Consider the following 24459-nt stretch of genomic DNA (forward strand, 5'->3'; position numbering starts at 1 on the left):
CTTACCCATATCGATTGGTTTCATCTCGTTAGCGATGCTGTTTAGAGTGGTCCAGATTAATTGTTGATGTAGGATGGGAAAAGAGATGAATGAATACATCGTAAATCTGACTGGTTTAGAAGACTACAAAGAGTTCGTTGATTCATTTTCGATTGAACACACCGATGCGGCAACGCATAGAGCCCGAAGAATCACAAATAACACAAAATGGAGAGAGAGGACAGGTGTGGGTTTGATGTTATTAATGGTTATTTCTACCGTGCTCACGCTGTATAGTCATGATTTCGAAATAATATTAGCTGGCGCTCTTTTTATAGTATTTATTGTCGTGTTTGCCGATAATATACTTAATTCAGCATCAAGCTATCAAGCTCGAAAATCGGAGACAACAGATAAAGACCTCATATACTACGAATTTAATTGTGCTATACAAGACTACCAGAGTGAAGATTATAGGGAAGTCTACAACCATATGTCAAATATCAATTCCGTTATTAGAAGAGGGCAGAGAAAAAGACAGGGTCTTTCCTACCGATCATATCAGTGGTTTAGAATATACATTACTGCCTTAGAAAAAGCGCAAGATAAAGAACAGGCAATATCAGAGACATTTGGGCGGTTTGCCGAAGAGCAGCTAAAGAATCTCATGAATAATCAAACCGATTTGATAAGAGATATTGTTGATGAAATTGATTATGAAGAAGATAGTATTGAGATGAATGGAACATATAGGGCGATTCTAGATGTCTGGAAGACTTTCACAACGTTCGTATCAAGTGGAATCCTTGTGGCAGTTCTCTCGATTATAGGCGGGGTTGTAGTCATATATGTATTCGATGAAAAGGCAATAGGGATCGCAATCCCAAGCGTGATTCTATTGATGTATCAGATAAATCTTCAAGAGAAATAGTATGCTCTGAAATGTATGGTGTCCAATAATTGAAAACATCTACATACGCCCTATTTTCGGTCACCACGACTGGATTACCCCCTATAGTCGTGTAGCGCTATCAATTCGCTGTTTTCGATCTCCGGCTGAAGAATGCATCTCTCCGATCTTTGCTCGCTACATGAAGAGCGCTTGCTTAACTGAACACGCTAAGAAAAGACGCCCTACGCCTTCTGTAGCCGCTTATACAGATACCACACCCAACCCGAACGTCACACCGACCAGCAGCGGCCACGCATGCATCGGATCACCACCGCTCTCCGAGCGACGTATCGCCGTCACGTTCAGATACATGAAGTACGGGAGGTAGAGCACGCCTAGTGCGCCAGCGATGAGTCCCACCACGGAATTCGCGAGAATGTACGGTGGAAGGCCGTGGGTGATCAATCCCAAGCCGACGCCTCCAAGTGACTCTCTCGGCATGAATCGCTACATCGACGACCACTGTCCGACGTGCGGCCATCGTTTACTCCTCGGTGTGACTAACTCCAGTCACACGATTTGCCCTCGATGCCAGTCTCAGCTGTGTAGGTGTGCTGGCGCAACTGTGTCTTGCGGTCCGTAACACCAAGGCGTGTCGATGACAACCACTCACCACGGGGTAGCATCAGTATGAGCGAGAACGCGGCTACTGTTGTTCGTATGGTCGAGCACAATACGGACGAACAGAATCGAGAGACGATAGATCGCGACCTTATTGGTGTCATTGCACGCCATCACGGCCGCTTTGACGGGACCGAGAACTCAACCTTGAAGATCAAATACCGATAGCAGCTGGTGGAAACGGTTACTATGTCATCGAAACCGAGGACGAGCTCCAGCACTACATCGATAGCCTGGAAGGAAGGAAGGATGCTAAGTATTGCTGACCGGAAGTACGGCGTCCGCAGAGCGACGCAAGCATGGGATGGTGAAATTGAGCCCTCTGATGATCTCGACTTTCTCTAATTCAGAGTGAAGTGAAACCAAATTAGTGCTCTCTATTCCCGACTTCCCAATTCGTCTTGGCTTCAACCGGAAGCTCGTCAGTATCCAGCAGTTCCGCGATCTCTTCCGCCGTCACACTTCCCTGTTGTTCGGCTTTCTCCATCAGCTCGACGAACGCACCGTTCGGGACGGCAGCAGTGTCACCTCGCATCTGGAGATAGAACTCGGCGGCGCGATCGAGCGCCTTACTCTTCGTCTTCTCACCGGTCGCCTCGAGGAGATACTCCATCCGTCGTTCCCGCGTATCGGTCATTCGGAGACGCATATTTTTGCACACGTCCCCCCGAAACCTAGTTTCATCGGGTAACTGGAACAATGATCATTTATAAAGAACCCTGAGAATCGCTCGATCCGTCTCGTCGAATCGAGTTCGCTCCGATCGCGACCAGCCGGTTTTGCACACGGCAGTCCGAGTAAACGTGTGCAATTTTGCGGATTCGTTTCTCGCGTTCTACAACCCCCAGGAGAACGTCAGAAAAATCTTCATTCACGCGGTATCGAACTTCTAAGTGGAAGTAGACAATCCTCGGCTCCCTTGTCTCCATTTATGCGCCGCATTTCTAAGCCGCAACCTAAACTATGTGTATCTCTATACTAATACACTATTGGCAACTTGGTGCAGTACACTAAGTAGCGATGCTGGTAGCTAAGTACAGACAATTGATCTCCGAACCTTCTTTATTGAATATCAAAGTTACACGATGATATGCTCCTAACTCTCTTTAGTTCCAATCAGCACACGTTTATCCCCATTTATTCAACCGTGTCTGATGATCTCCTTATGACAAGATAATTCTCGTAATACCAGTCTGGGAGACCTGCAGAAATCTTAACAATGGTGTCATGACATCATATAATGACATAAAGCTATACTTATAGTGCTAACACTTGTGATGGATGTATGGGGAAATCACACATTCTCATGCGGAAGGTCAATCAGGTCAAGCCCGACAACTATGAGGAGATTCTTCAAATCAATGCGCCAAACGGAGGTCTTTCGGGCGAGGTACAGACTATTGCGATAACACATGTATTAAAAAAAGATGCTGAAATGTTAATTCAAGTAGATGGTGGGGGTGTTGAAGGTGGTCTTCTCTGTTCTTCGCTCCGTGAATACGATTCTTCTGATCTCTCGTTGGGCATCTCATTTGAAGAAGAGTTAGTAATCACTGGAAAAAATATCGCTAAAAGTCCGGGTTCCTTTACTCAATTTTGGGTTATTTACAGTGTTGATAAAGGAACTCTTCTCCCGAAAAGGTCAGAGACCACAAAACGACATGGAGTGGAGTATGAGAAGAAGTGGTTCAAAACTAAAGACGGAGTAGAATACTCCGTCGAAGTGCCTCGTGCTCTCGAGACTGTCTCCCGAACAATTGCTGATGAGGACACCGTCTTTAAAGAAAGGGATGAAGGCCGAATCACGGGTCGAGTAAAGGCCTATCTTCGAAGACAGGTTACTGAGGACGGTGGACATGATCTACCTTGGTATTATAATACTCCCAGCCAGCAGATGTCTACCAGTTTGATGATCAAGAACAAGACTGGGAATTAGAGCCTACTGACATCGAAGAAAAGCCAGAGTTATCTGTTACCCTACCTGGATCATCTCGGTCCATACTCACAGACGACCAAATAAATTTGGAAGATGAGGGGGTGGAGACTGACGAAGACGAAGGAACAGAAAGCCAGATATTCTCATTTGAATTCAATTTCTATGATACAAAGATCCCAAACTACCAGGGCCCACTCGAATTAAAAGCGACATTTGAAGAAGCTGAAAACATCCCAGCTATCATTCACTTGGTCTAATGGTCACTGAAACTACGCTTAAACTGGTCGGAGATTTTTGTCTCTTCTTTGCAGCAACAATTCCACTCGCCGCGCAAGTAATTGGTACGAAATTTGTCGATAAACCAATACCAGGACGATCGGAGGAGTATATTGATAAGTATGATGGATTACATGGTGGGGTTCTGATTATGGATGTGCTGTTTGCTGCTGCTGGACTGTTTATTAAAATCCTTATTTACGTTCAAGGACCCTAACAAATGAGTGAGCTTACTGGTTTGCTGGATCGAAAAATATCTCATCAGTATTTAACTGTATTATTTTCATTCATATGGTGGATGGTATTGCGGTTCCCTTCTATATGAATTTGGTATTGTGGATGCTTCTACAGGGGCAAAAAAAGATAGCAAACATACTGAACGGCTAACAGAGGTCGTGGTTTCGTTTTTCCCTGAAATTCCATGCCCACCCTTTAACCCTCATTTTTCGGAACCACCACTTATGACCGCTGACCCGGCTGGCTCTATCGAGAGATTGCGCAACCGCGTCGAAAGATCAGACACGATTACCCCACAAGATCGAGAGAACATCCTCGCGTTCAGTAATCGAATGGCACTACTTCGAAGCGAATACTCCGACCAACGCCACGAGAAACTGCTCGGCCATATCACTCGAATGGCTGAACAGATCGAGGACATCAGCGATGCGCTCGATGATCGGAAGAAAGCCGAGGACGTCGTCCGCTGGATCAACCGCAACTACGACAACGAAGAGACGAACAAGGACTACCGGATTGCGTTTCGTGTATTTGCCAAACGTGTCACCGACGGTGATGATACGCCGGACAGCATCGATTGGATTCCTTCCGGCTACTCGAACAACTACGATCCGGCACCGAACCCGAAGAACATGCTCCGGTGGGAAGGAGACATTCTCCCGATGGTCAAGGGAACGCGCAATTCTCGTGACGCTGCTCTCGTCACGGTCGCTTGGGATTCCGGCGCACGTCCTGGTGAGCTACAATCGCTCACCGTCGGCGACGTCACAGACTACAAACACGGACTCCAAGTCACGGTTGAGGGAAAAACCGGTCAGCGAACCGTCTCGCTAATTCCGAGTGTGCCTTATCTTCAGCGTTGGTTAACCGACCATCCTGATTCGGGCGATCCGAATGCACCTCTATGGAGTAAGCTCTCTTCCCCGGATCAACTCTCAAATCGGATGCTACGAAAGGCGCTGAACAGCGCGGCAGACCGAGCAGGTGTGAAGAAGCCCGTAAATCTCACCAATTTCCGAAAATCGTCGGCCTCGTACCTTGCGAGCCAAAATGTGAACCAGGCACATCTGGAGGATCACCATGGCTGGACTCGTGGGAGCAAAGTCGCTGCACGTTATGTATCGGTATTCGGTGGAGACAGTGACCGGGAGATCGCCCGCGCACATGGACTCGATGTCGGGGAAGATGAACCGGATCCGATTGCTCCATTAGAATGTCCCCGCTGTAAGCGAGAAACACCGCGCCAGGAGGAGTTTTGTGTTTGGTGTGGACAAGCAGTTGAACCCGGTGCTATCGAGACGATGGAGAATGATCAGCGAGAAACACGAGCTGCGTTACTTCGGCTTGCACAAGAGGATCCCAAGCTACTTGATAGAGTCGAGCAGCTACAGGATGTTATGGCCCTTACGGACGAACACCCAGACCTCCTTCCTGATGCTCAGCGATTCGTGAACACGCTTCGCGAGGACTAAAATCGGACACCGTACGTCGAAGTCGTTTTTTCGAAGGGGTCGAGCCGGTCGTGTCAAGGAAGATTCAAATTTGTCTCCCTGTCGATATGTTGTAGTTAACATCTTCTATGATCCCTGAATTTTGCATATGGGTTTGATGGCTGGTTGTACAATTCGGAGGCTTGTCTTCCCTCGTTTAATGATCAGCAGATGACACACACAAACCACCTTCCACAAGGGACTATCGAGTAAGTGTTAAGTCAGTTGGATTACCTAATTTAGGTGTGGCAAAAGCCAAACAGATTGAATTGAGGAAGAATCAACAAGAACGATTCAAACGGGCAAAGATGGCGTTACAACACGATTTGAACGGCCTTGACCTCAATGATAGCAAGACTGTGGAACTGTTGGAAGAACATTATTTCGTCGAGGGTTCCAGCGATGAGTGAATCTATTGGTGTTGAACGGAAAGGGCCGTTAGTGCGGTCATCCCCACCTGTGGCATTCGAATTTGAATTAGGTTCGTGCCAGCGTTGGACGGATGCGGACACAGACGCGATGGCAGTCAATATTGGCAGACATTTTCTTTCGGAGGGAATTGAACTTGCATGATATATAGTTCGACTCGGGTGGTTCTGACTCACTGCCGCTGAACGGTATAATGAGAAGTTCAAACCTGACACCACGGATTTAGGCGCTAAATCCATGATACAGATCTCTCGAAGGCATAAATTCATTAGTTCTAACTATAATACACTGTATCATGGCTCATGAGTGGATCAATCCAGACGGCCCATTCAAATCGTTGAGGAACCTACTTGGTGCGCTTCTCTTCTTAGGTTTTGGCTTGGGCGTTTTCACTCTATTCGCACCTGCATCGATGGGTGGGGATGACGGTGTGATTTTCCTCCTGATGCTGTTCATCATCGGACCTGGTATATTGGTACTTATCGGTGCGGCTTGGGTCATCGATAACATTCTCTCGTACATGAAGGGCTGATGAATTGCTGGCGGAACCGTACACTTCGAATTAGGACGAAAGAGAGAATCGAGACAATGGCACAACAAGATTCAGACACTAATTCACCCGGACGTAGTGTGCGGGCGTGACAGTAATATACCATAACACATTGGTTTCAAACGATGACAGCCTATGTTTTACCAAGAGCAGACAGGTACCACATCTCGACTGACTGCGAAGTTATTCGAAACGCGAAAAGCGATCATTACGAGATTCCTATTAAGAGAGCAGAAATGCAGGGCCTTGATCTGTGTACGAAGTGCGAGTCAAGAGACCGATATAATATCTAAGTACGGGTGATGAGACGATGACACAAACGTAACAGCAATTCTGATTACACGACTAAGCGGAATTTTCTCACGGTCTGATCCTGTCTTTTCTTAATGAATATAATCATGTTGAACAGTACTTAATAGAGGGTAAACTGACACCAGGACGAGGCACGACCTCAACCCCACCCATCATCATGTCAACACAACCACCGACGTTAGCCAACGACACCGAAGAACCATTGATGTCACTCACCGCCCAAAAACAAGGCGGCTCCATTGCCATCATCCTCCGCGCCGAAGGAGCCCGCGAAATCGGCCTGGAGCCGGGCGACCTCGACACCGGCGACTCCCTCAAATTCTTCTGCTCAAAATCCACCGTGTACGACGGCCGCCTGATCCTCGACCTCAAATCGTGAGGCTACGAAACCTCCCGGCAACCCTCCTTTTCCTCCTTGTCTACACCTTCGTAGTCGGCCCGCTCGTCCTGCTGGTCTACGTCGGCCACGCGATCGGCGTCCTCGACGAGTGACGCGCTGGTCACACGACTCTAATTTTCCCACGCGCACGCGAGAGAACCGCGACCGTCTCGCCACCCCTCGCGATCGGTCCGAAAACGAGTGTGGTAACGCCGCGCCGATCGTGGTCATCACCGAGTCGGTCTCCCCCGTTGGACCAGAAGCGCCGAGCGGGGTGCCTCGCGTGTATAGTAATATGTCTTCTATCGGGTTGGTAATTGGTAGTCGGTCAAAAATCGCATGCAGGCGTTGCATTCGACGCTGAATGACGATTAATCGCCCATACTTGGCGCTGGCTGTCCCTCTCGAAGCTGTTGCTTTACGTTCGACACATGGCTTTGACTCATCTTCGCGATATCGCCGATGTCTCCCTGTGAAACATCGAATTTCGGATGTTGGAGTATCCGAGAAATAATGGCATCGCGCTCGTCACGCCGTGCCTCCTCCCGCACTTGCTCGATAATAGCCTGATGCTCCGCCTGTTCGACGTAGCGGTCTGATCCGTCATCGCCCGGATTTCGGAGACGTTTGCGCTTCTCCTTGGTGAGTGCCCGATACACGGGATTACCCTTGTCGATGTCGGACCATTCGAGTCGCTGGACCGGCACAGGGTATTTTTTCTTCTCGAATGGGTTGTTCCGCAGGCTGTAAACCCGTGCGAGACCGCGCCTCTGGACCAATATCCAGTAATGCGCCAAATCGAGAATGTTCTTATCGATGTGATTCGAGGCGGGCATGTTCAGGGTCACATACTTCTGCTCGACCCGGCCCATACTGACGATCTCGCTCATCATCCGGTTAATCTTCGTCATCGCCTCCCGGCTGCCAATCCCGGCCTCCGCTTCGTCCAGGGCTAACGCACTCCCTTGGGGATGGTCGGTATACCCGTTAATCACCTTCTGCGGCACGATAGACGCCTTCTCGGGCGTAAATCCCGCGTCGGTTCGGTCCATTTTCTTACACAAATCAATAGTGAGAACGGTCTTGCCGGTACCCCTGTCGTTGTGATAATCCGAAATCAGTATCAGCAAGTCCTGGCCGTTCTTGACCCGTCGTTCGTAATCCTGCCAGAACGGCGTTGATTCGAACGGCATCCGCTCGGGTACGTCGGGTTGGATCGAAAGCAACGAGTCGGGCAACGACATGGCCGGAGGGCGCTGTTGGAGTTCCGGTGAGACCTCCTGGAGAGTTGTGGGTTGAGACGGTGCGAGCGGCGTCACGGGCGACGTAGAAGCTAACTCCCGGTCATGTTCGATGAATTCCGTCACGTCTTGGGTTTCGGCGCTCATTCGTCGCTACCTCCGTCCGCGTGGAATTTGGCCGGTTGCTCTTTCTTGAGGGTGTCCGGGGCGTCATCAAGGTGGCTTTCCGGCACATCGGAGCCGGGTTCGGCGGCGAACTCCAATTGAACGATCGCGTCCTGTAGAGCATCGTAGGCGTGAACCGCCATCTCTTTCGGCATATGAATCGGCCGCTCTTCGTCCTGCTCGCTGTTCGGCTCGCCTAATCGCTCTTCGGTGCTTGGTACATCAACCGACGAGAATCGCCAATTATCGAGCGAATAGAGACCAAACACTCCGATCGGCTGTTCACTGACCGACCCATCTTCATGCTTGATCGATCGGGTGCGGAGATTTCCCTCTTCGTCGCGTTCGAGATGCAACGGCTTTTGATTCGCCAATTCGGGAACGTGGGACAGATACGGCCGAACTCGGTTGTAGAGGCGCATCACGGCGATGTGAACGCTTTGGAGTGCATCGCGCTGTTGATCGCTTTGGCCGTTTTGGTGGGAGGCGATTAGCGCGTCGATCGCGTGATCCGCGTCGCGGCGGGCCTCGTGGATGTCGGTTAGTGCGTTTTGGGCGCGAAACGCGGCAATGTCGTGGTCATTCGCCATATCTATCGCCACGGTGTCAGAATCCAAAAGGAATGCTTAAACACGATATAATGGTGTTAAACACCGTTCTACTGTGTTTAAGATATATATTTTGTAGAGCAGATCAATCATAGTGATATGTCGGCAACGACAGTCAGCACGACCGAACGGAACGGCAAACCTGAGAACAACCATCCTACGATCGAAGCTCAGTCAAACGACGGCTTCGTGGCCAATCTCGCCGAGGAACATCTCTCGGAGAAACTCGTCGAAAACATCCGCTATGAAGCGGATATGTACGGCGCCTATCAGACCGAGAAAAGCGAGGAACTCGCCGCCAAGTACGCGGGCGCTATCGCGAAAACGCCGCTCTCGCTCAATCAGGCACAGGCCGTAATCGGCGGGGCGCTCGGGGTCATGGCAACGCTCATGATTGGCGTCGTGGTCTTGGGGAAGATCGACGGCTTCACGGGTGACCTCAACGGTCCGTGGCAGGAGACGGCGAACTCGACTTCAACGCAGTCACAACAGACGTTCGACTTCCTGAACCTGGTGCCGTTCCTGATAGTGGCGCTGTTCGTTCTTGGTATCATGGCGAGTCGGATGTAACGGTATCCGACTGAAACGCCCGAAACCACCACTCACACCCCTTCATTACCCTATTATGATTCGTGGACTTGCAGCAGCGATTGGAGTGCTCTTGCTCCTCTACGCCTTCGTTCCAGCGGCATCGACGGCCACGGACGCCGAAATCAGCAATCAATCCGCGACACACATGGACGAGTTCGCGCTCTCGCTTGCAAGCCTCACGAACGGCCTGGGGTCGCTCGTGCCGGTCATCGCGGGCCTCGTGGTCCTGATTGTGTTCTTCAAAGCATCCACCTAACCATGCTCATACAACTTTACCTCACCCTGGTTGTACTGGCGTTTCTCGCGTCGTATCACGCGATTAGCCGCCAAGATACGTACAAAAGCATCGCTGAGGAAACGCTCGCCTGCGCGGTCGGAATCTTCGGGTTCGGCCTCCTGGCGATTGCCTCCTACAATATCGAAATCGTGTCGCAGGGAAGTATCGTCACGACCACAAACGAGTATATCTCGCTGTTGTGGGTGGCGATGGCGCTTCTGAACGTCGTGTATCTCGTCGTGACGATTCTCGACGACCTCGCCGATGCGGGGAGTAACACGATGGGCGGCATGATTGGAGGGAACCGATGAGTTCGCCCGCGAGCGCACCGAGTGGGCCGAGTGGTCCCAGTGGACGCTCACCGTCGCGAAATGGTGATTCAGCATCCTCCGGGGGTATCGATCAGAAGACGCTCCAGAAAATCCTCTCGGGCTACGGGACCGATTCGGACGCCGATTATCTCGCGACCGTCGTGAAATCGAAAGTCGGCGCGAAGTACCTCCGCGTGATGAAACCCGAATTCGACCGCGCGAACGTGCTCGCCAACCGCTCGGACGCTGAGACATACGAGGCGAGGTGGTTGATTCGGCTCCGCACGAACGCCTATCTCCACGAACATCCCCCAGAAGGGTCGAAGATGTCCGGCTCGTTCCGGAGGCTCGTCTATGGGTCGGACAAAAAGGCGCTGTCGCCGGGTGAGGTGCGTGAAATCATGGCGATAGAACAGGTCTTGTTGGCCCGAGTCACGCAGTCGCGGAATATGGAACAGCAACGGATTATCAAGGAAATGCGCTCGGAGCAGTCGCTCACGCGTGAAGATTCACGGGCGACGGGCGGTATCGGCGCGAAAATCAAACAAGCATTCAAATAACCATGTTCGATGACATACCCAAACTCAAAGCAAGTCCCACCGCGAAGGTGTGGGAAATCGTCTGCAAACCGATGTGGCTCTTCGCCGTCCTCCTCCAAGGAACGACCGCGATCCACTTCGATGCCAACGGGATCGAATTCAAAAACGCCACGCGGATCGACGACCCTGACGGCGTGCTCGTAGACGGCGAGTTCATCCCGGCAGACGGGCCAGGGTCGTTCTACCGGCTCTATAACACCGATTTCGTGATTACGGTCGGTGATATGACCGAACTCCTCACACCGGGCGCACTCGCTGACCTCTCGCAGGTTGATGACGCCGTGGTCGCAGATGGCGGCATCGTCACGGCGGGCGACGGAATTCAGCTTGTCGTACCAACGAACGGGCGCTCTCTCGGGGCGCTCCTCGCGAAACCGATTTGGTTCGCGGCGCTCTCCATACAGGGCGCGACCGCCATCCAGATCGACGAGAACCGGCGACTCTCGTTCAAGAAAGCGAGCCGCGAGCGCACGCCTCAGAATGGCTACGTCGTTGACGACGAGTTCAAACGAGCGGACGGGACAGGCGCGGTGTTCACAAAATACGGGTCGGACGTCGTGCTCTCGCTCGAAGGGTGGGAATCGCTATGGAACCCGGCGACGCCTGAAATCCTCCGGGCGAAAGACGTGGCCGAAACGAACGGCGAGCAGATCGGCGCGAACGACGGAGAGAAAACCGTCGTCGAGTGTCGGCAGACGACGGCCGTCAACGTCGATCGTCTTGCCGAGTATCCGCCGTTTTCGATGCTCGACGGGACGAGTACGCGTCAACAGATGAACTCGGCGTATGAAGCGCGCTCGAAATACAAGGACGGTTCGACACTCGGGAAGATTCTCGCGATCCTGACGGCGTTCATGCTCGGCGCGATTAGTCCACGCTTGAACGGGGCCGTCAGTGGCGGCAGCGGCGGCGGCGGGAGCGGCTTCTCGATGCCGATGCCGTATCTGGCACCCCCACCGATGGACCTCTCGATGCCAGTAATGCACCTGTCCACGTTCCACCTGAGCAATGTCGCGATAGTCATGCAGGGGATGATGTGAGATGCGAATGGATGCAGACGGAACCGCTCGCGACGGGCGGTATCCGACCGATGAGACGGACGACACCGAGAAGACGGACGAAACGACCAACTCCGACCGATACAACCGCCATTACAACCAGAAACAGGAGCAGATCAAAGAGGGAAGCGACCCCGGCAGTACGGACACTCAACAAGCGACGGAACCACAGACGACGGCACCGATACGGACACCGGCACCGATACGGACAGTGGGCGCTATGACCACCGCTACGGGAACGGGAAATCGGAGCAGATCAAAGAGGGAAGCGACCCCGGCAGTACGGACGACTCAACAAGCGACGGAACCACAGACGACGGCACCAACCAACCGCCGGGCCTCACGCCGACCTCTCCCGAGGAAAAAGAGCAATCACTCGGTCCGGCACCCCACCCGAACTGGCACGATACGACGCCGTCGCCCGGTGCCACGCCTAACGTGGTGTTTCGAGATGATTCTACGACGACGGTGGACGACAATCTAAATCTCAACGATGAGAATGTCCAAACGGCCGTTTCGAACGCTCGCAACGAGTTCGAAGCCGAGTATCCCGGCCTGGAATCGAACGACTTTCAGATTGTCGTGAGCGGCGCAGCGGCCCACGTCGAACTCACCGAGAGCGGCAAACGCGAACTCACGGCTCGACAGACGCGTGAGAACGTCAAAGAGGAGACGGGCGCGGAATCCGTCCAGGTGTGGTTTTCGGACGACAAAGTCCACGCCAAACCGATCTTTGGAGACGAGCCGGACGAACTCCAAACGCCGGATGGCAAGTACCCGATGACCACGGGCGAAGGTGGCGGCCCCACAGTCGGAACGAAGGAGTTCGCCCGCGATTACGCGGAGGCAACCCTGGAACGCCATATCGGTCGCAATGTCACGGTCCAGTCGATCGATGACGACGGCCATGTAAACGCGATCGTTAGCGGCTCGCGATACGACTACTCGCCGCAGAAAAAGGCGCGAGCGGTGGAGTACGATGTTGAGCACCAGCCACAGCAAACGGGTTCCTCGCGCTACACCGGGCCGGGACGAATCCATGAGATGCTGCTGGAACGCGAAATCGAATCACAGCATCCGGATGTGGACGTGAATGTCTATCGGGATGCGAGTGGGTCGGTGAACGTCGAAACGCTCGGCCGAGAGGAACAGTTTGGAGATATCAAACTCACCGTTCCAGGGACGAACAAGCGCGTTGAGTCCTATCTCCGCGAAGGGAGCAATACGATTCAGCACGGGATTTCGGGTGTTGCGAGCGGTCTCTTCGACGAGGGTGGCGTTGCATCGGATTCGATCATTGCCGACGGTCTCCGGGCGACCGGGCATGATACCGCTGCCAACGAGTTCGAGCATGGGATTCGCTCGTTTGGGAAGGGACTGGTTGAAGGTGGTGGCGCGATCGCCGACGTTCCTGGCGTGGTCCTGGGCCTGAAAGAAGCCGGGGAATTTGCGGCCTATGGCGGGTCTGAAATCCTCTCGGGCGATTACGAGGATTTCAAATCGCAGACGGAAACCGCACTTGTCGCCGCGGGCAGTCAGGCGATCGCCTACGGTCAGAAAAACCCGTTCGGCGCGGCGGGGATGGTTGTCGGGTCGCTCGGCGGGAGTTCGACACTCATGAATGGGGCCGAACGAATCTCGCCGCGACTCGGGACCGCTGCTCGGTGGTCGATTCAACCCGGCGAAGAACTCGCCGGGTCGTTTGGCAGTCGTGTGACGCGGACCGTTGCCGGAGACCGCGCCGCGGACACGCTGTTCCCTGGCGGTGAACCCATCTTCATGAGCGAGGAGACCGCCATCCGGGCGGGCAAGCGGGCGAAGGCCGGAGTTAGCGACACGCTCACACTTGATGACGCAACGGTCGTGCGGCTCCGGTCCGGATTCGCGGACGAACGCGGGCAAGTTCAGATGCAAATCCAACGTGAACGCCCCTCGACGACCGTTGAGGAAGAGACGCCAACCAACGATGTGCGTGAGGTGACGCGTGCCGATTTCGAGGAGGAGGAAGCGCAATCGGTCTATGGAGTCGGGCGCGACGATCTTAATGAGCGACTGGCTGAGATGCGCTCGACCGTCCCCCGGAGCGATCTACGCGCGTCGGAGACGACCATCTCGACGGGGATGGGCGACGTGTTCGACGTGTGGCAACGCAAGCGCGAGGTTGGTTCGGCGTTCGATACCGATCGGTTCCAAACGACGCGCGCACGCCGTGCGTTTGAATCGGATTTCGAATCGACGGAACCCGCCGGATTCGAGACGGAGACGACCCAACGCCAACGCTTTCGAACGGAGCTCCGAACCGACCAATTGGTCGGACAGACGCAAGGGGTGAGTTCCGACGTGGGGACACATCTCGCGACGGATGTCGAGTCGGACCTCACGACCGATGTAGTGACGGGCCTGGATTCTGAGATTGGTGTTGAAGCGGAAACGCTGTTTGAGTCTGAATTAGCATCCGAGTCCGACCTCTCCACGGAATTCGAGTACGAGTCAGACTTTGCATCGGAATTCGAGTACGAGTCTGAGTCTGAACTCTCCACGGAATTCGAATACGAGTCGGAATTTGAATCGGAATTCGAGCAAGAAACCGAACAGGAAGCGGAGTGGACGCTCCCGAAGAATCCATCGGATACCGACCAGGACGCCGGAAGCGACTGGTCGGAATGGTCGAAACGCTATGAGAATGAAATTGCGTCGAGTGAGGAGGTGTTAGGATGGGAGTTCTAACCCGCTTCCGACGCGATACCGGCGGGTCGGGCTTTCACATCATCATCTTCTTCGTCTTCTTAATCGGCGTCTCGATCGTCATCGCGACGCTTTCCACGCCGATGCAGAAAGCAAGAGACCACAGTGCCAACGTGACGGCCGGGACAGAATACGCGGGGGACGCCGCGACGATGCGCGCCCGGACGTGGGACGCCTTCAGCGCGCTCCCACTCGTGGCGCTCGGGATGGGTTTCCTCTTCGTGATTGCGATGGCCCTCTTACGGAGTTCGAGGTGATTCGAAGATGGTGAACCCACTCAAACCCTTCGTGGTGCTCGCGTTCACGATCTTCGCGGTCATGCTCTTCTCGATGATCGGCCCGGCGCTGCTCGGCCCGCTCGGGCACCTGGCGAAGACCTCGGACGGGTCGGACGGCCAGGGCTTTTCGGTGTCGAATAAGACGATCGACCAGGGCGCGCATATCGCCTTAGTTGATGTGCCGTCGTTGACGATCGCCGGGATCGCCGTGTGGGCGTTGCTCGCGCTGTTAGTCCTACTCGCGTATTCGGGGGTGATCTGATGCGTCGCGCCGCAATCGTGGTCTTTGCCCTGGCGGCAACGTATCTGGCGGTCTCCGTCGCGCCAGTGAGTGCGGCCTCGGCAGGGCTGGCGGTCGGCAGTCGGCACACGACAACGAGTGATTTCGCGGCGGGCACCCTCGTTGATACCACCGCGGAAAATGACTCGGTGGTCTTTACCGGTAGTTCGGTGTCGAAGCCAACTCCGGCACATGCCTGGAACTTCGAGGCCGGGAGCGGCACCACGGCCACGGACTCGGTTGGGTCGGCCGATGGATCGATCTCCGGGGCCACTTGGTCGTCTGATAGCCCCTCCGGATCGTACTCGCTCGCATTTGATGGGGCCTCGTCGAAGGTTGACCAACCGGGCGTGACTGATGTTGGCGATACGTTTACGTTGGAAGCGCGGTTTAAATCTGCGTCTGATGTGCAAAGCGACAGTTACGCGATTGTGGCAATCAACGGCCACCAAGGAGGGCACCAGAATTTTAAGGTCATCCTCCAAGATGACGGCTCCGGCGGGTTACGTGCCAATATCGGTAGTGGGTCGTCGAAAGTGAAGGTCGGTCACTTCGATTATCAGGCGAACACATGGTATCATGCGTTTGTAACATATGACGGCACCACGTTGAAATTCTACGTCAATGGGGAGCTAGTCGGCCAAAAGGATGCCTCGATCTCGACCTATACCACCTCGGCGTTTACTACCGGCTATGGTGTTTCGGACCTCGATTCCGCATCCGATTATTGGGAGGGCAAAATAGACGCGGTACAACTCTATGATTCGGCACTCTCCGCGGGCGAAGTGACCGGAGAAGGCACGGGAGAATACACCTCGACGACGCATACTGCAGGCAATGTGAAAAGGGGGTGGGCGAATCTCTCGCTCACGAATACGACCGCGGCGGTCGAATGGCAGGGTTATGATGGCAATGCATGGCAGACGGTCAATCAGAGTTCGCACGCAGTGACCGGCAATTACACTGCTAACCTCTCGGGCGCTGCTTATTCACAGTGGCGCGTACAAGTGTCGTTCACCGCGACGGGCGAGAACGCGACAGGCATCCTCGCCGACGAAGGGGTGTTAATCCAACCCGAACCCCCAACGTTCACCGGCGGCGCATCCCCCGCGAACGGCTCGAATGCGATCGGTTCGAAAATCACGTTCTCCATTGGTGTCGATGATCCCGATTTCACCGGCAGTCTCAGACACCCTTACCGCAACCTTCCGCGTGAATGGGTTGGTGGTCGGCACCGATACCACCTCGTCGGCGGGCGTCGTCTCGACCGAGGTGAGTGGCCTGGATGGCGGCCCACACTCATGGTCAGTGACTCTCTCCGACTCATATGGCTATTCGGTGACATCGGCGACCCGAACTTTCTCCTCGCCGTTTGTGCTCCATATCTACGACGGCGCAAACAACTCCGAACTCCTCAAACAAGAGGTGAACCTCACAGCCAGCGGGATTGCGGTGTCGTCGTCGTACCACATGGAAACGACCGTCACAAATGGCACGGTCGCACTCTCACAATTCCCTGAAGAAAGCATTTACCTCCGGTTGAACACCACCGGGTACCGCGCGCGGCAACTCATGCTGGTCAATCCATTCGCAACGAGTAACCGCTATACCGTGTTGTATCCCGAAAACTCCTCATCGACCTTCAACCAGTGTTTCAGCCTCGATAACCAAGGCGCAGGCTTCGCACCTGATCGCTCCTGGCTGCTCGTGCGCGCGCACTTCGACGGCGACTGGCGGACCGTAGCAGGCGGTTACTTCGGCCCAACCAACCGGCTGTGTGTCGATTTGCAAGACCAAACTGAGTATCGCCTCGTCGTGCAAGATAACGACGATCGGCGTTCACTCGGCGGCTACGTCGCCGAACAAGCGTTTGGCAACCAAGTGATTCCGCTCCCGGTCAAAGGCTTTCAGCTGTCGCTCGACCGCGGGGACACGTATCGATGGGAGGCCAGCGCGTCGAAAACGGACTCGGGGGGGCAAATCATCTTCAAGTTTGATAGCCGGGAGACCACCGCGAAAAACCTCGACGTGCGGGTGTACGAACAGGGTAACGAGTCGAATCAGTTAGACGCGGCTAGCGTCCCTGGCACGATCGACCAAAATTCAATGTCCTTCAACCTCACGGAGGATCAAACCGCAACACGATGGGTCGTCGCGTGGAACGCCACCGTTGACGGCGCACCCGAACACGGTCAGTCGATCGTCTCGGCCGAACTCGGCGGTGCGGGCGTTGATCTCGGCCTCTCCGACGAAATGCAAAACGTCGCCATCGGCGGCTCGGTCATCCTCGTCGGAGGCTTGTTCGGTGCCGTCTCCGCGCCGATCGGCGCCGTCGTACTCGCCGGATACGGCGGGCTGTTGTTCCTGCTCGGCTTGCTCGATATATCGAGTGTCGCGCTCTTTGCCGCGCTCGGGATCGCGGCCGTTGGCTTTGCGGCCTCCCACTTCGGAGGTGCGCGCTGATGCGGGCCACAAATCTCGTCATCGGCCTCTCGTGCCTGCTCGCGACCGTGACGCTCATGAATGCCGCGCTCGGTCCGGCGCTCGGCATCAATCTCGTTACCGGCGAGCAGCACTCGGTGGACCACACCAAGAAAAACCTCACGAGCGACGTGGATACCGGCATCACCGACCAGGGGCGGCTCTCGCCACTCACGGCCGCGAAACAATTCGTCTCGATGATAACTCATCTCACGAGTTCGTCGAGCATCCTCTACAACCTGGGAGTGCCTGCCGCCATCGCCAACTGGCTGACCGGACCGATGGTTTTCGTGATGGCGCTCGGGTTAGTGGCGCTCGTTATCCGCACGAGGCTCTAACATGCTCGGCAATATCCTTCTCGGCATCGGTGCTTGTGACGCCTCGAACTTCACGAGTGGGTCGTGGATGCAGGGCGTTATCTGTCCGTTCCAACAAACACTCGGGCCGGTGTTCGTGATCTTCGTCGGCGTGACGGTGTTCGCGGGCCTCGCGATCTACACCCGAAGCATGACCATTCCGGCCATTGTGTCCATCCTCCTCGTGGGGATGCTCGCGCCGGTCCTGCCGGTCTTGGGCGCGTGGTTGCTCATGCGCTACGTCGTTATCGTGGCGGCTGTCCTCCTGTTCCTGCTCTATCTAGCGGTGAAAGGATGACGTCCGACCTCTCGCCGGAGCAGTTAACCCGCGTGTTCGCTTGCGGCATCGGTGGCCTCGAAGCGGGATTGATAGTCAATACCGGGGCACGCCTCTCACTCACGCCGACGGTCTGGCGGTCGGTGCTCGCCGCGGTCGGTCTGGGGGTTCTGCTCGTGACTGTCGCGGGCGTCCCGCTCGTCCTCGCGCTCCTCTCGCTTCGTGCGCGCGGTGTCCTGCCGGAGCGAGGGACCTCGCGCGGAGTGTGGGCGTCGGTGTGGGCACCGGCGAATCTCGCGCACGAAGCGACGCATGCGCTCGTGGCGCTCGTGCTCGGCGTCGAGTTCGATATGGTCCGGCGTGACGATGGGCGACTCGGGATTGACCTCGCGATTGATGAGACGGTGCCTGTCTGGGGCGTCGTGCTGGCGTCACTCGCGCGACACTCGTCGGGGGTGTCCTTGGCGCGGTGTTGCTCCCGTGGATTCTGGGGGCACTGTCGCCCGCTGTGGGCGTCGGGAGTGCGGTGGGGCGGCTCGTCGTTGGGATGTCTCTCGTGCGCTTTGGGTGGCCGTCGCGAGCGGACCTTGCGTTTCCAGCGTTCGCGGTCCGATACGTGGTCGCGAAGCGCGTCGCGGCGTGACGCCAGGGCTTCCGCTGTTTTTGCGGGGTGCGTTTCGAGTGTTTCGAGTGGAACGAGATTTCGGGTGCGGTGCGAAGGCGGGGCGGTGTATTTTTTCAAGCCGGAGGCTTGTGCCCTTAGGCACACTCCCTAAGGGGGTATTGCCATCTGCTGGAAACTGCATGTCCATTCTGTCGGCAAGGTGTCGGTTTCGATATAGGGAGAGTCATTGCCAAATACAAGTTGACTTGTGTAAATGTGCTCACGATGGCTGTTCTCTGAAATTTTACTTGTATAAGGAAGAGGGAGAGAAAGGGTTGCCACTCACACGGACGGCGCTACGGGAGAACGTTACTCACGCGATACGTCGCGACCCCTCCCTTTCCATCCGGACACTCGATGAGTGCCTGTCTGAATTCGGAGGGTTGGAAGTCGTTGCCCGTCCAGGCCATGAATCCCTGATCAATCACGTCTGGAAGTGACGGGACGCCAAGCGCACGCGCATCGTAGTCAGTGCGACCGAGCAGCGCCTCAATCTTGATGACGCGATCGGCGTGGACGGCATCGCTTTCGACGATCTCAACGCCATACTTCTGCATCCACTTGCGAAGGGTGGAACCGACATTTTTGAGGTTGCCATCCGCGAGCCGGAGCATCCTCTCGGTTGCTTTGCGTGCGTATTCGACTTGTCCCTCTGCAACCGCGAAAATTTCGCGTAAGTCCTCGTGGACTTTCTGACAGACGAACTCCAGCGTTCCGTTGTTGTTCTCGACGAGTTCGTTTAGACCGGACAGGGCACGGTACACGGTCGAAACCGACCCGAGTTCGTCGGCCAACGCTTCGTAGTGGGTGGTCCCACCGTCGGCCATGATTCGGTGTAAGGCATCGAGTTCGCGATCGTTGGCATCGGCGAGTGTGCGCACGAGTGCGCTTCGACGACTCGTCTCCATGTGAGGCGTTGGGTCTTCGGTGAGTTCGGTCGCGCGGTCGCTCGACTCCGGTGTGAAATGCAGGTCGGGAACGAACACGTTCGGCGCGTCTGGCTCGATCGGGATACCCGCCCAATTGAGGCTGTTAACGAGAAATCCCTCCAGTTCGGAGACGAGCTTATTGCGCTCACTCCAGGGCACCGAGCGGCTGTTCAGTTTGAGGTTGTCGTTTTTGTTCTTCCCGAGTCGGAACAAGACCTCATATTTCGGATGTGCGAGGGCGTCGCCTTCGGCTAAGAGTTCTTCGCTGCGGACGTTCTTCGGGTGGTACCATTCGAGCTTTACGCCGTGCTCCAGGCCGGGGAGTGGTTCAACCGAGTGGTCTGGGAGTTCGACCTTGTTCTGATAGCCAATCGTTTCGGTGTTGTCTAGATCAAAGCGGATATGAGAGCCTTTCTCGGTCGCATACAACTGTTGCAGTTTCGAGAAAATCCCATCGCCTTTGCACATCGAATCGGTGAACTGGCGATGAATACGGAGGTATCGCTCGTGTTGGAAGATTCCCGAAATCCAGGGCACTACGTCACCCGGTCGGAAGTGGCGGCTACTCCATCGTTCGCCGCACTCGTGGGCGATCGCGCGGCACGTCTCCTGAATGACGGTGATGTACTCGTCGGGTTCGAGGTTGCTGCCTTGGAGAAGCACCTCCACCCCTTCGGTATAGTCTGATTGGGAGTCGAAGGGCGTCGAAATCTGGTTCCCGCTTTCGACGTGGCGCATGTTTTTCCAGCGGGGTTTGATCTGCATCGAGACTTTGCGTTGCCCATCGCCGGTCCAGTGGAGATCTAGCTCCCACATTCCCTTATCGGGGTCGCGTGAATCCTTGAGACGGGGAGCGATTTTGCCGGTGTGATAGGTGAGCGAGATTTTCGCATCTTCCGGTCGTCCGTCTGGGCCGGTGGGTATCTCGGCGCGGATCGGTTCGTCGGCACGCGTCCCGCCATCGAGGGAACGAATGAACTTCCCGAGCGTAAAATAGGGAGCGATACTGGGCCAGTAGAGTTTGGCACCGAGTTCGTGGGGGGCGCTCGCGACGTGATACGGCCGTTTCATTGCGGGCCTCCTGTGAGTCCCCACACGAGTTGGCGGGCACAGCGAACGTGATACGCGGCGTTCTCGGGGTCATCGGTAAAATCGGCCGCGTTGAGATGGCGATCGATCTGCTCGAGGACATCCGCCATCATCGACCACCCTTCGTGGCGATGATATCCTTATCGCTGGTCCCTCCCCATCGTTCTGGATTGCTTTCCGGGTCGGGGATGCCGATGTCGAGACCGGCAGCACTCCCCCGCTTTACGCGAGTTCGTGAATCACATGCGTAGCACCGGTGTACGTAATCTTCGTCGTCTCCGAAGACGCGACAGAAGTGAGAGGAAACGTGGGCGTCACAGTGAAGACACTGATTTTTGTCCCGGTCGGGAACAAGTCGTGACGCCATCTAGAACTCACCCCTCTGTTTCTGGACTGGAAACGAAGGGCTCAGTAGCTGTGGCTGGCTTGTGGGTGAGAATTGGACGGGAAGTCGCCCCTGTCCTTTAAATTTCAGATCCGGAACGAATGATAATATGCCCGGGGAGGGCTCCGAACCCTCGATCTCCGCATGTCCCAGATTCGAGACCTGGCGGGGTCTCTCGGGCGCATGGGAGGCTTCCAAGGCCTGAGCGCCAAATCTCAGAACCCTATGAGTGCGGCGCTATGTCCAGCTAAGCCACCCGGGCTCAATTACGGGTAGGCAACTGGTACTCTTTAAAGTTCCCATCTCACTTGAGGATGTGAGAGTGTCGATTGCCACCGCGTCACTCGATTTTGTCCACGCGCGAACCGTCTCAGTTAGTGTTCGAGAGGATATGAGTTTTCTCCCTGTCGTGTCTACCCATCGGTTTTAAGACATGGGCATGACCATTCCCACCATGAACGTTCCGGGAATCGTCCAGTCCAGCCTCGGTGACGAACACGTTGCCGCCAAAGTGTCCCTCGGAGGGGAAGACACCCTCTACGTGACGCCGACGCGGACGCTCATTTACCGCGCCGACGGCTTGCTCAGCGACGAGTCCGTCGAAGAGTATCCGCACGACGCGGAGCGAATCACCGTCTCCGAAGGTCGACGGAAGTCCTCCATCACGCTCGACTACGGCATCGACGGCACAGAGCAGTTCAAGATTCCGACCAAACGCCTCCACGATGCGCTCCATCCCGTCATCGCCGGTGTGCTGAACGGCGCAGGTGTCACCGACTCGAACGAACAAGTCCTCCAGACCTACCAATTTAGCGAATTGACACTCGTCCTCACGAGCGCGCGCGTCGTGAAACACGTCGGCGAGGCTATCTGGGATACGGACTTCGAGCAGTTCCACTTCGCGGACGTGACGCGTCTCGATGTCGAGGAAGGAAACGTCTCCTCGCAGATCATCATCGAAGCCGACGGCCGCCCACAGCGGATCAAAACCCCGACCGACCGGACGCGGGAGGTTCGTGAACGAATCGAGCAGGGACTGCTGTCCTACCACGACGTGGGAAGTTACGCCGAGTTCGAGCAACGCGTGGCCCCCGAGGACCCGGAACCGGACCCCGACGAGAACGTCTCGCTCGAAGGTGACGACGTGTTCGGTGGTGGCGTCAAACCCCTCGACGCGAACCCACCCGAACTGGACACCGAGGGGCAGATAATCGACACGCCCGGCGACGACCCGCTCGGCGACAGTGAACCGCAGACGACGGCCGAATCGCAAACGACGGCTGAACCGCAGACGTCCCCCGCCGCCGAAACCGCACCCACCGAGGAAGCGTTCGATCGGACTGAGGTGACGAGGGCGGCAACGTCGGGCACGGCGACCACGGCGACTACGACGAGCGGGATTGCGACCGAACCGGAACCCGAGGAACCTCGTCGGACGAACCCACCGGATTCGCCGACTCGGGTTTCGAGTCCGCGAGCGAGAATCTGGACGACCCCGTCGAATCGCAACTCGCGGCGCTGACCGAAACGGTCGAACGACAGAACGAACTGCTCGAACGACAGCAGAAAACCATCGAGCAACTCATCGCCGAACTCAGCCGCGCACGGTAGGAACCTTCGATCCGATTTCTACCCTCGCTTATCCTCGTTCCCACTTACACTCTATTCCCGCCCGGTTACCTTTCGGATGCAGGAGGAACCGAACGGGCCGAGTTCGCCCGCGTCGAGGCGGATGAAATGACCCGTCGAGATGCCGGTGCCACAGCGACGGCAGGTAAAATCGCCCTCCTTCGTCACGACTTGGCTCTCGAAGCGGACGAACCCGCCGCCGCTCGGTCGGATGATTCCGTTTTCCCGGTCGATGACGCCGCGTTTTTCGGCCTCGTCGAGGATCGTTCGCGTCGTCGTCGGGTCGGTCGTGATCGTCTCGATACGGTCCACCGCCTCCGCGACCGATAGCTCGGGTTGTTCTAGCTTGCTCAACAGTTCGACCCCCATCCGCCACGGGGTCGGCGTCCGCGTCCATCGTTTATGGCTGTGATACGAGGCGGATTAAGCGTTGCGCGCTCGGGTGGAAAGAACTTAACCACTCCTCCGGCAACGATGGGTCAGATGGAACTCTCGGGGAATCGACGACAGGTAACCGGAATCGCGCTGGTCGCGGTGGTCGTCGTCGCTGGCGTCCTTCTCTCGCCAAAATTCCTCATCGAACAGGTAAAGCACGTCAAGCAGACGCCGCTTCTCGCGGGCGGACTGTTTCTCGCCGTCTATCTCGTCCGCCCGATGTTTGCCTGGCCGACGACGGTGGTCGCCGTCGCCGTCGGCTACGTGTACGGGCCTGTCGTCGGGTTTCCTGCCGCGCTCTGTGGGACCGTGATGAGTGCGTATCTTCCGTTCGTGGCGGCCCGGTACTTCCGCGTCGATTCGGGCATCTTCGGCCGCCTCGGTGACTCCGGAGAACGGTTTTTCGACACGACGGGAGATCTGCGCGGGATGATCGCCTCGCGTCTGTTTCCCGTCCCCTCCGATGCGGTCTCGGCGGCCGCCGGACTCTCGAACGTCTCCGATGGCTCGTTCCTCCTCGGAACGGCCATCGGCGAAGTGCCGTGGATGGTCGTCGCCGTCCTCGCCGGAAGTTCGTTGGACACGCTCTCGCTCGACGGGATCGAGGATAACTGGATGCTCATCGCCGCCGCCGCGCTCGGGGGGATTCTGTTGCTGGCCGGTCCCGCCTACCGGGCCTACACCGACGATCAGTAGAACGTGTCCGCACAGTCGTAGACGACGCCGTGTTGCGGGCAGACGTACTTGCAGTGGCGATGCATCATCGACGCACCGCAAAACGGACAGGGCCGTCCTTTCGGCGTCTCTTCCATACTCCTATCACGTGTCCCGTGAGGTATCACGTTTTCCGTCGATGGTGTCCGGGACGCGGCTTCCCACATCTGCATTGCATCACGGATT

General features: G+C 55.9%; 32 protein-coding genes and 1 tRNA gene. 24 read left to right on the forward strand and 9 right to left on the reverse strand.

Annotated elements, in window-relative coordinates:
• Nucleotides 1-73: 73 nt before the first annotated feature.
• The gene (locus tag A4G99_RS07390; protein WP_150123059.1) at nt 74-910 is read left to right on the forward strand and encodes a hypothetical protein; all 837 of its coding nucleotides are present in this window, start codon (nt 74-76) and stop codon (nt 908-910) included.
• Nucleotides 911-1132: 222 nt separating this feature from the next.
• Here A4G99_RS07390 and A4G99_RS07395 read toward each other — a convergent pair whose 3' ends face one another.
• Together A4G99_RS07395 and A4G99_RS07400 are read right to left on the reverse strand one after the other, a co-directional pair.
• Nucleotides 1133-1372, reverse strand: a complete 240-nt coding sequence (locus A4G99_RS07395; protein ID WP_066141368.1) for a hypothetical protein — start codon at nt 1370-1372, stop codon at nt 1133-1135.
• A gap of 547 nt (nt 1373-1919) precedes the next feature.
• Nucleotides 1920-2201 (reverse strand): hypothetical protein, encoded by a 282-nt coding sequence (locus tag A4G99_RS07400; protein ID WP_066141371.1) that lies wholly within the window; start codon nt 2199-2201, stop codon nt 1920-1922.
• 636 nt (nt 2202-2837) lie between these two features.
• Between A4G99_RS07400 and A4G99_RS07405 the strand changes: the two genes are divergently transcribed.
• The 7 genes from A4G99_RS07405 (at nt 2838) to A4G99_RS25835 (ending at nt 7161) form a co-directional block, all read left to right on the forward strand.
• Entirely contained in the window at nt 2838-3488 is a 651-nt protein-coding gene (locus A4G99_RS07405) for a hypothetical protein (RefSeq protein WP_150123061.1), read from the forward strand.
• An 86-nt stretch (nt 3489-3574) separates the two neighbouring features.
• On the forward strand, nt 3575-3745 hold the full coding sequence (locus tag A4G99_RS25825) for a hypothetical protein (protein ID WP_190303718.1): 171 nt from the start codon (nt 3575-3577) through the stop codon (nt 3743-3745).
• Nucleotides 3745-3981 carry a hypothetical protein gene (locus A4G99_RS25125; RefSeq protein WP_150123062.1) on the forward strand — a complete coding sequence of 79 codons (237 nt, stop codon included), beginning with the start codon at nt 3745-3747 and terminating at the stop codon, nt 3979-3981. The genes A4G99_RS25825 and A4G99_RS25125 overlap by 1 nt, the downstream gene beginning before the upstream one ends.
• A 244-nt stretch (nt 3982-4225) precedes the next feature.
• Nucleotides 4226-5473, forward strand: a complete 1248-nt coding sequence (locus A4G99_RS07410; protein ID WP_066141378.1) for a site-specific integrase — start codon at nt 4226-4228, stop codon at nt 5471-5473.
• Between the two features lie 263 nt (nt 5474-5736).
• Nucleotides 5737-5901 carry a hypothetical protein gene (locus A4G99_RS25830; RefSeq protein WP_190303719.1) on the forward strand — a complete coding sequence of 55 codons (165 nt, stop codon included), beginning with the start codon at nt 5737-5739 and terminating at the stop codon, nt 5899-5901.
• A gap of 314 nt (nt 5902-6215) precedes the next feature.
• Complete coding sequence (locus tag A4G99_RS07415) at nt 6216-6452, forward strand: hypothetical protein (RefSeq protein WP_066141380.1); 237 nt, start codon at nt 6216-6218, stop codon at nt 6450-6452.
• Between the two features lie 535 nt (nt 6453-6987).
• Complete coding sequence (locus A4G99_RS25835) at nt 6988-7161, forward strand: hypothetical protein (protein WP_190303720.1); 174 nt, start codon at nt 6988-6990, stop codon at nt 7159-7161.
• Between the two features lie 371 nt (nt 7162-7532).
• Here the strand turns inward: A4G99_RS25835 and A4G99_RS07420 are convergent, their stop codons facing one another.
• Together A4G99_RS07420 and A4G99_RS07425 are read right to left on the reverse strand one after the other, a co-directional pair.
• A complete protein-coding gene (locus A4G99_RS07420) occupies nt 7533-8549 on the reverse strand; it encodes a hypothetical protein (protein WP_066141382.1) in 1017 nt (338 codons plus the stop codon).
• The gene (locus A4G99_RS07425; RefSeq protein ID WP_150123063.1) at nt 8546-9157 is read right to left on the reverse strand and encodes a hypothetical protein; all 612 of its coding nucleotides are present in this window, start codon (nt 9155-9157) and stop codon (nt 8546-8548) included. Before A4G99_RS07425 ends, A4G99_RS07420 begins: the two co-directional genes overlap by 4 nt.
• A 117-nt stretch (nt 9158-9274) precedes the next feature.
• On the opposite strand from A4G99_RS07425, the gene A4G99_RS07430 reads away from it, so the two are divergent.
• From A4G99_RS07430 to A4G99_RS25840, 14 genes are all read left to right on the forward strand, one after another.
• Nucleotides 9275-9745, forward strand: coding sequence for a hypothetical protein (locus A4G99_RS07430; RefSeq protein ID WP_066141392.1), 471 nt, complete (start codon nt 9275-9277; stop codon nt 9743-9745).
• 85 nt (nt 9746-9830) lie between these two features.
• Nucleotides 9831-10022: a hypothetical protein gene (locus A4G99_RS07435; RefSeq protein ID WP_066141395.1), complete on the forward strand. Its 192-nt coding sequence runs from the start codon at nt 9831-9833 to the stop codon at nt 10020-10022.
• A gap of 2 nt (nt 10023-10024) precedes the next feature.
• Nucleotides 10025-10354 (forward strand): hypothetical protein, encoded by a 330-nt coding sequence (locus tag A4G99_RS07440; protein ID WP_066141397.1) that lies wholly within the window; start codon nt 10025-10027, stop codon nt 10352-10354.
• Nucleotides 10351-10914: a hypothetical protein gene (locus A4G99_RS07445; RefSeq protein ID WP_066141400.1), complete on the forward strand. Its 564-nt coding sequence runs from the start codon at nt 10351-10353 to the stop codon at nt 10912-10914. Before A4G99_RS07440 ends, A4G99_RS07445 begins: the two co-directional genes overlap by 4 nt.
• A 2-nt stretch (nt 10915-10916) precedes the next feature.
• A complete protein-coding gene (locus tag A4G99_RS07450) occupies nt 10917-11993 on the forward strand; it encodes a hypothetical protein (protein WP_066141402.1) in 1077 nt (358 codons plus the stop codon).
• Between the two features lies 1 nt (nt 11994).
• Complete coding sequence (locus tag A4G99_RS07455) at nt 11995-12495, forward strand: hypothetical protein (RefSeq protein WP_066141406.1); 501 nt, start codon at nt 11995-11997, stop codon at nt 12493-12495.
• A complete protein-coding gene (locus A4G99_RS07460) occupies nt 12480-14738 on the forward strand; it encodes a hypothetical protein (RefSeq protein WP_066141409.1) in 2259 nt (752 codons plus the stop codon). Before A4G99_RS07455 ends, A4G99_RS07460 begins: the two co-directional genes overlap by 16 nt.
• A complete protein-coding gene (locus tag A4G99_RS07465; protein ID WP_066141412.1) occupies nt 14726-15013 on the forward strand; it encodes a hypothetical protein in 288 nt (95 codons plus the stop codon). Before A4G99_RS07460 ends, A4G99_RS07465 begins: the two co-directional genes overlap by 13 nt.
• Before the next feature lie 7 nt (nt 15014-15020).
• Nucleotides 15021-15296 carry a hypothetical protein gene (locus A4G99_RS07470; RefSeq protein WP_066141415.1) on the forward strand — a complete coding sequence of 92 codons (276 nt, stop codon included), beginning with the start codon at nt 15021-15023 and terminating at the stop codon, nt 15294-15296.
• Nucleotides 15296-16834, forward strand: coding sequence for a LamG domain-containing protein (locus tag A4G99_RS07475; RefSeq protein ID WP_066141416.1), 1539 nt, complete (start codon nt 15296-15298; stop codon nt 16832-16834). Before A4G99_RS07470 ends, A4G99_RS07475 begins: the two co-directional genes overlap by 1 nt.
• Nucleotides 16785-17777: a hypothetical protein gene (locus tag A4G99_RS07480; RefSeq protein WP_066141419.1), complete on the forward strand. Its 993-nt coding sequence runs from the start codon at nt 16785-16787 to the stop codon at nt 17775-17777. Before A4G99_RS07475 ends, A4G99_RS07480 begins: the two co-directional genes overlap by 50 nt.
• Complete coding sequence (locus A4G99_RS07485; RefSeq protein ID WP_066141421.1) at nt 17777-18133, forward strand: hypothetical protein; 357 nt, start codon at nt 17777-17779, stop codon at nt 18131-18133. Before A4G99_RS07480 ends, A4G99_RS07485 begins: the two co-directional genes overlap by 1 nt.
• Before the next feature lies 1 nt (nt 18134).
• The gene (locus A4G99_RS07490) at nt 18135-18449 is read left to right on the forward strand and encodes a hypothetical protein (protein WP_066141423.1); all 315 of its coding nucleotides are present in this window, start codon (nt 18135-18137) and stop codon (nt 18447-18449) included.
• Entirely contained in the window at nt 18446-19204 is a 759-nt protein-coding gene (locus tag A4G99_RS25840; protein WP_066141426.1) for a hypothetical protein, read from the forward strand. The genes A4G99_RS07490 and A4G99_RS25840 overlap by 4 nt, the downstream gene beginning before the upstream one ends.
• A 184-nt stretch (nt 19205-19388) precedes the next feature.
• Here A4G99_RS25840 and A4G99_RS07500 read toward each other — a convergent pair whose 3' ends face one another.
• From A4G99_RS07500 to A4G99_RS07505, 3 genes are all read right to left on the reverse strand, one after another.
• Nucleotides 19389-21092, reverse strand: a complete 1704-nt coding sequence (locus tag A4G99_RS07500; RefSeq protein WP_066141429.1) for a hypothetical protein — start codon at nt 21090-21092, stop codon at nt 19389-19391.
• Nucleotides 21089-21220, reverse strand: a complete 132-nt coding sequence (locus A4G99_RS28630) for a hypothetical protein (protein ID WP_255359055.1) — start codon at nt 21218-21220, stop codon at nt 21089-21091. The genes A4G99_RS07500 and A4G99_RS28630 overlap by 4 nt, the downstream gene beginning before the upstream one ends.
• Before the next feature lie 385 nt (nt 21221-21605).
• A tRNA-Met gene (locus A4G99_RS07505) sits at nt 21606-21757 on the reverse strand.
• A 192-nt stretch (nt 21758-21949) separates the two neighbouring features.
• On the opposite strand from A4G99_RS07505, the gene A4G99_RS07510 reads away from it, so the two are divergent.
• Complete coding sequence (locus A4G99_RS07510) at nt 21950-23017, forward strand: hypothetical protein (RefSeq protein ID WP_223301758.1); 1068 nt, start codon at nt 21950-21952, stop codon at nt 23015-23017.
• 140 nt (nt 23018-23157) lie between these two features.
• Here A4G99_RS07510 and A4G99_RS07515 read toward each other — a convergent pair whose 3' ends face one another.
• Complete coding sequence (locus A4G99_RS07515) at nt 23158-23493, reverse strand: DUF5830 family protein (RefSeq protein ID WP_066141433.1); 336 nt, start codon at nt 23491-23493, stop codon at nt 23158-23160.
• 114 nt (nt 23494-23607) lie between these two features.
• Here A4G99_RS07515 and A4G99_RS07520 point away from each other — a divergent pair, with 114 nt between their 5' ends.
• Nucleotides 23608-24255, forward strand: a complete 648-nt coding sequence (locus tag A4G99_RS07520) for a TVP38/TMEM64 family protein (protein ID WP_066141436.1) — start codon at nt 23608-23610, stop codon at nt 24253-24255.
• Here A4G99_RS07520 and A4G99_RS28635 read toward each other — a convergent pair.
• Nucleotides 24249-24371, reverse strand: coding sequence for an HVO_2523 family zinc finger protein (locus tag A4G99_RS28635; protein WP_255359056.1), 123 nt, complete (start codon nt 24369-24371; stop codon nt 24249-24251). The two genes, A4G99_RS07520 and A4G99_RS28635, sit on opposite strands and share 7 nt — an antisense overlap.
• Nucleotides 24372-24459 lie beyond the last annotated feature (88 nt).

It is taken from the genome of Haladaptatus sp. R4, assembly GCF_001625445.1.
In the GTDB taxonomy this organism is placed as follows: Archaea; Halobacteriota; Halobacteria; order Halobacteriales; family Haladaptataceae; genus Haladaptatus.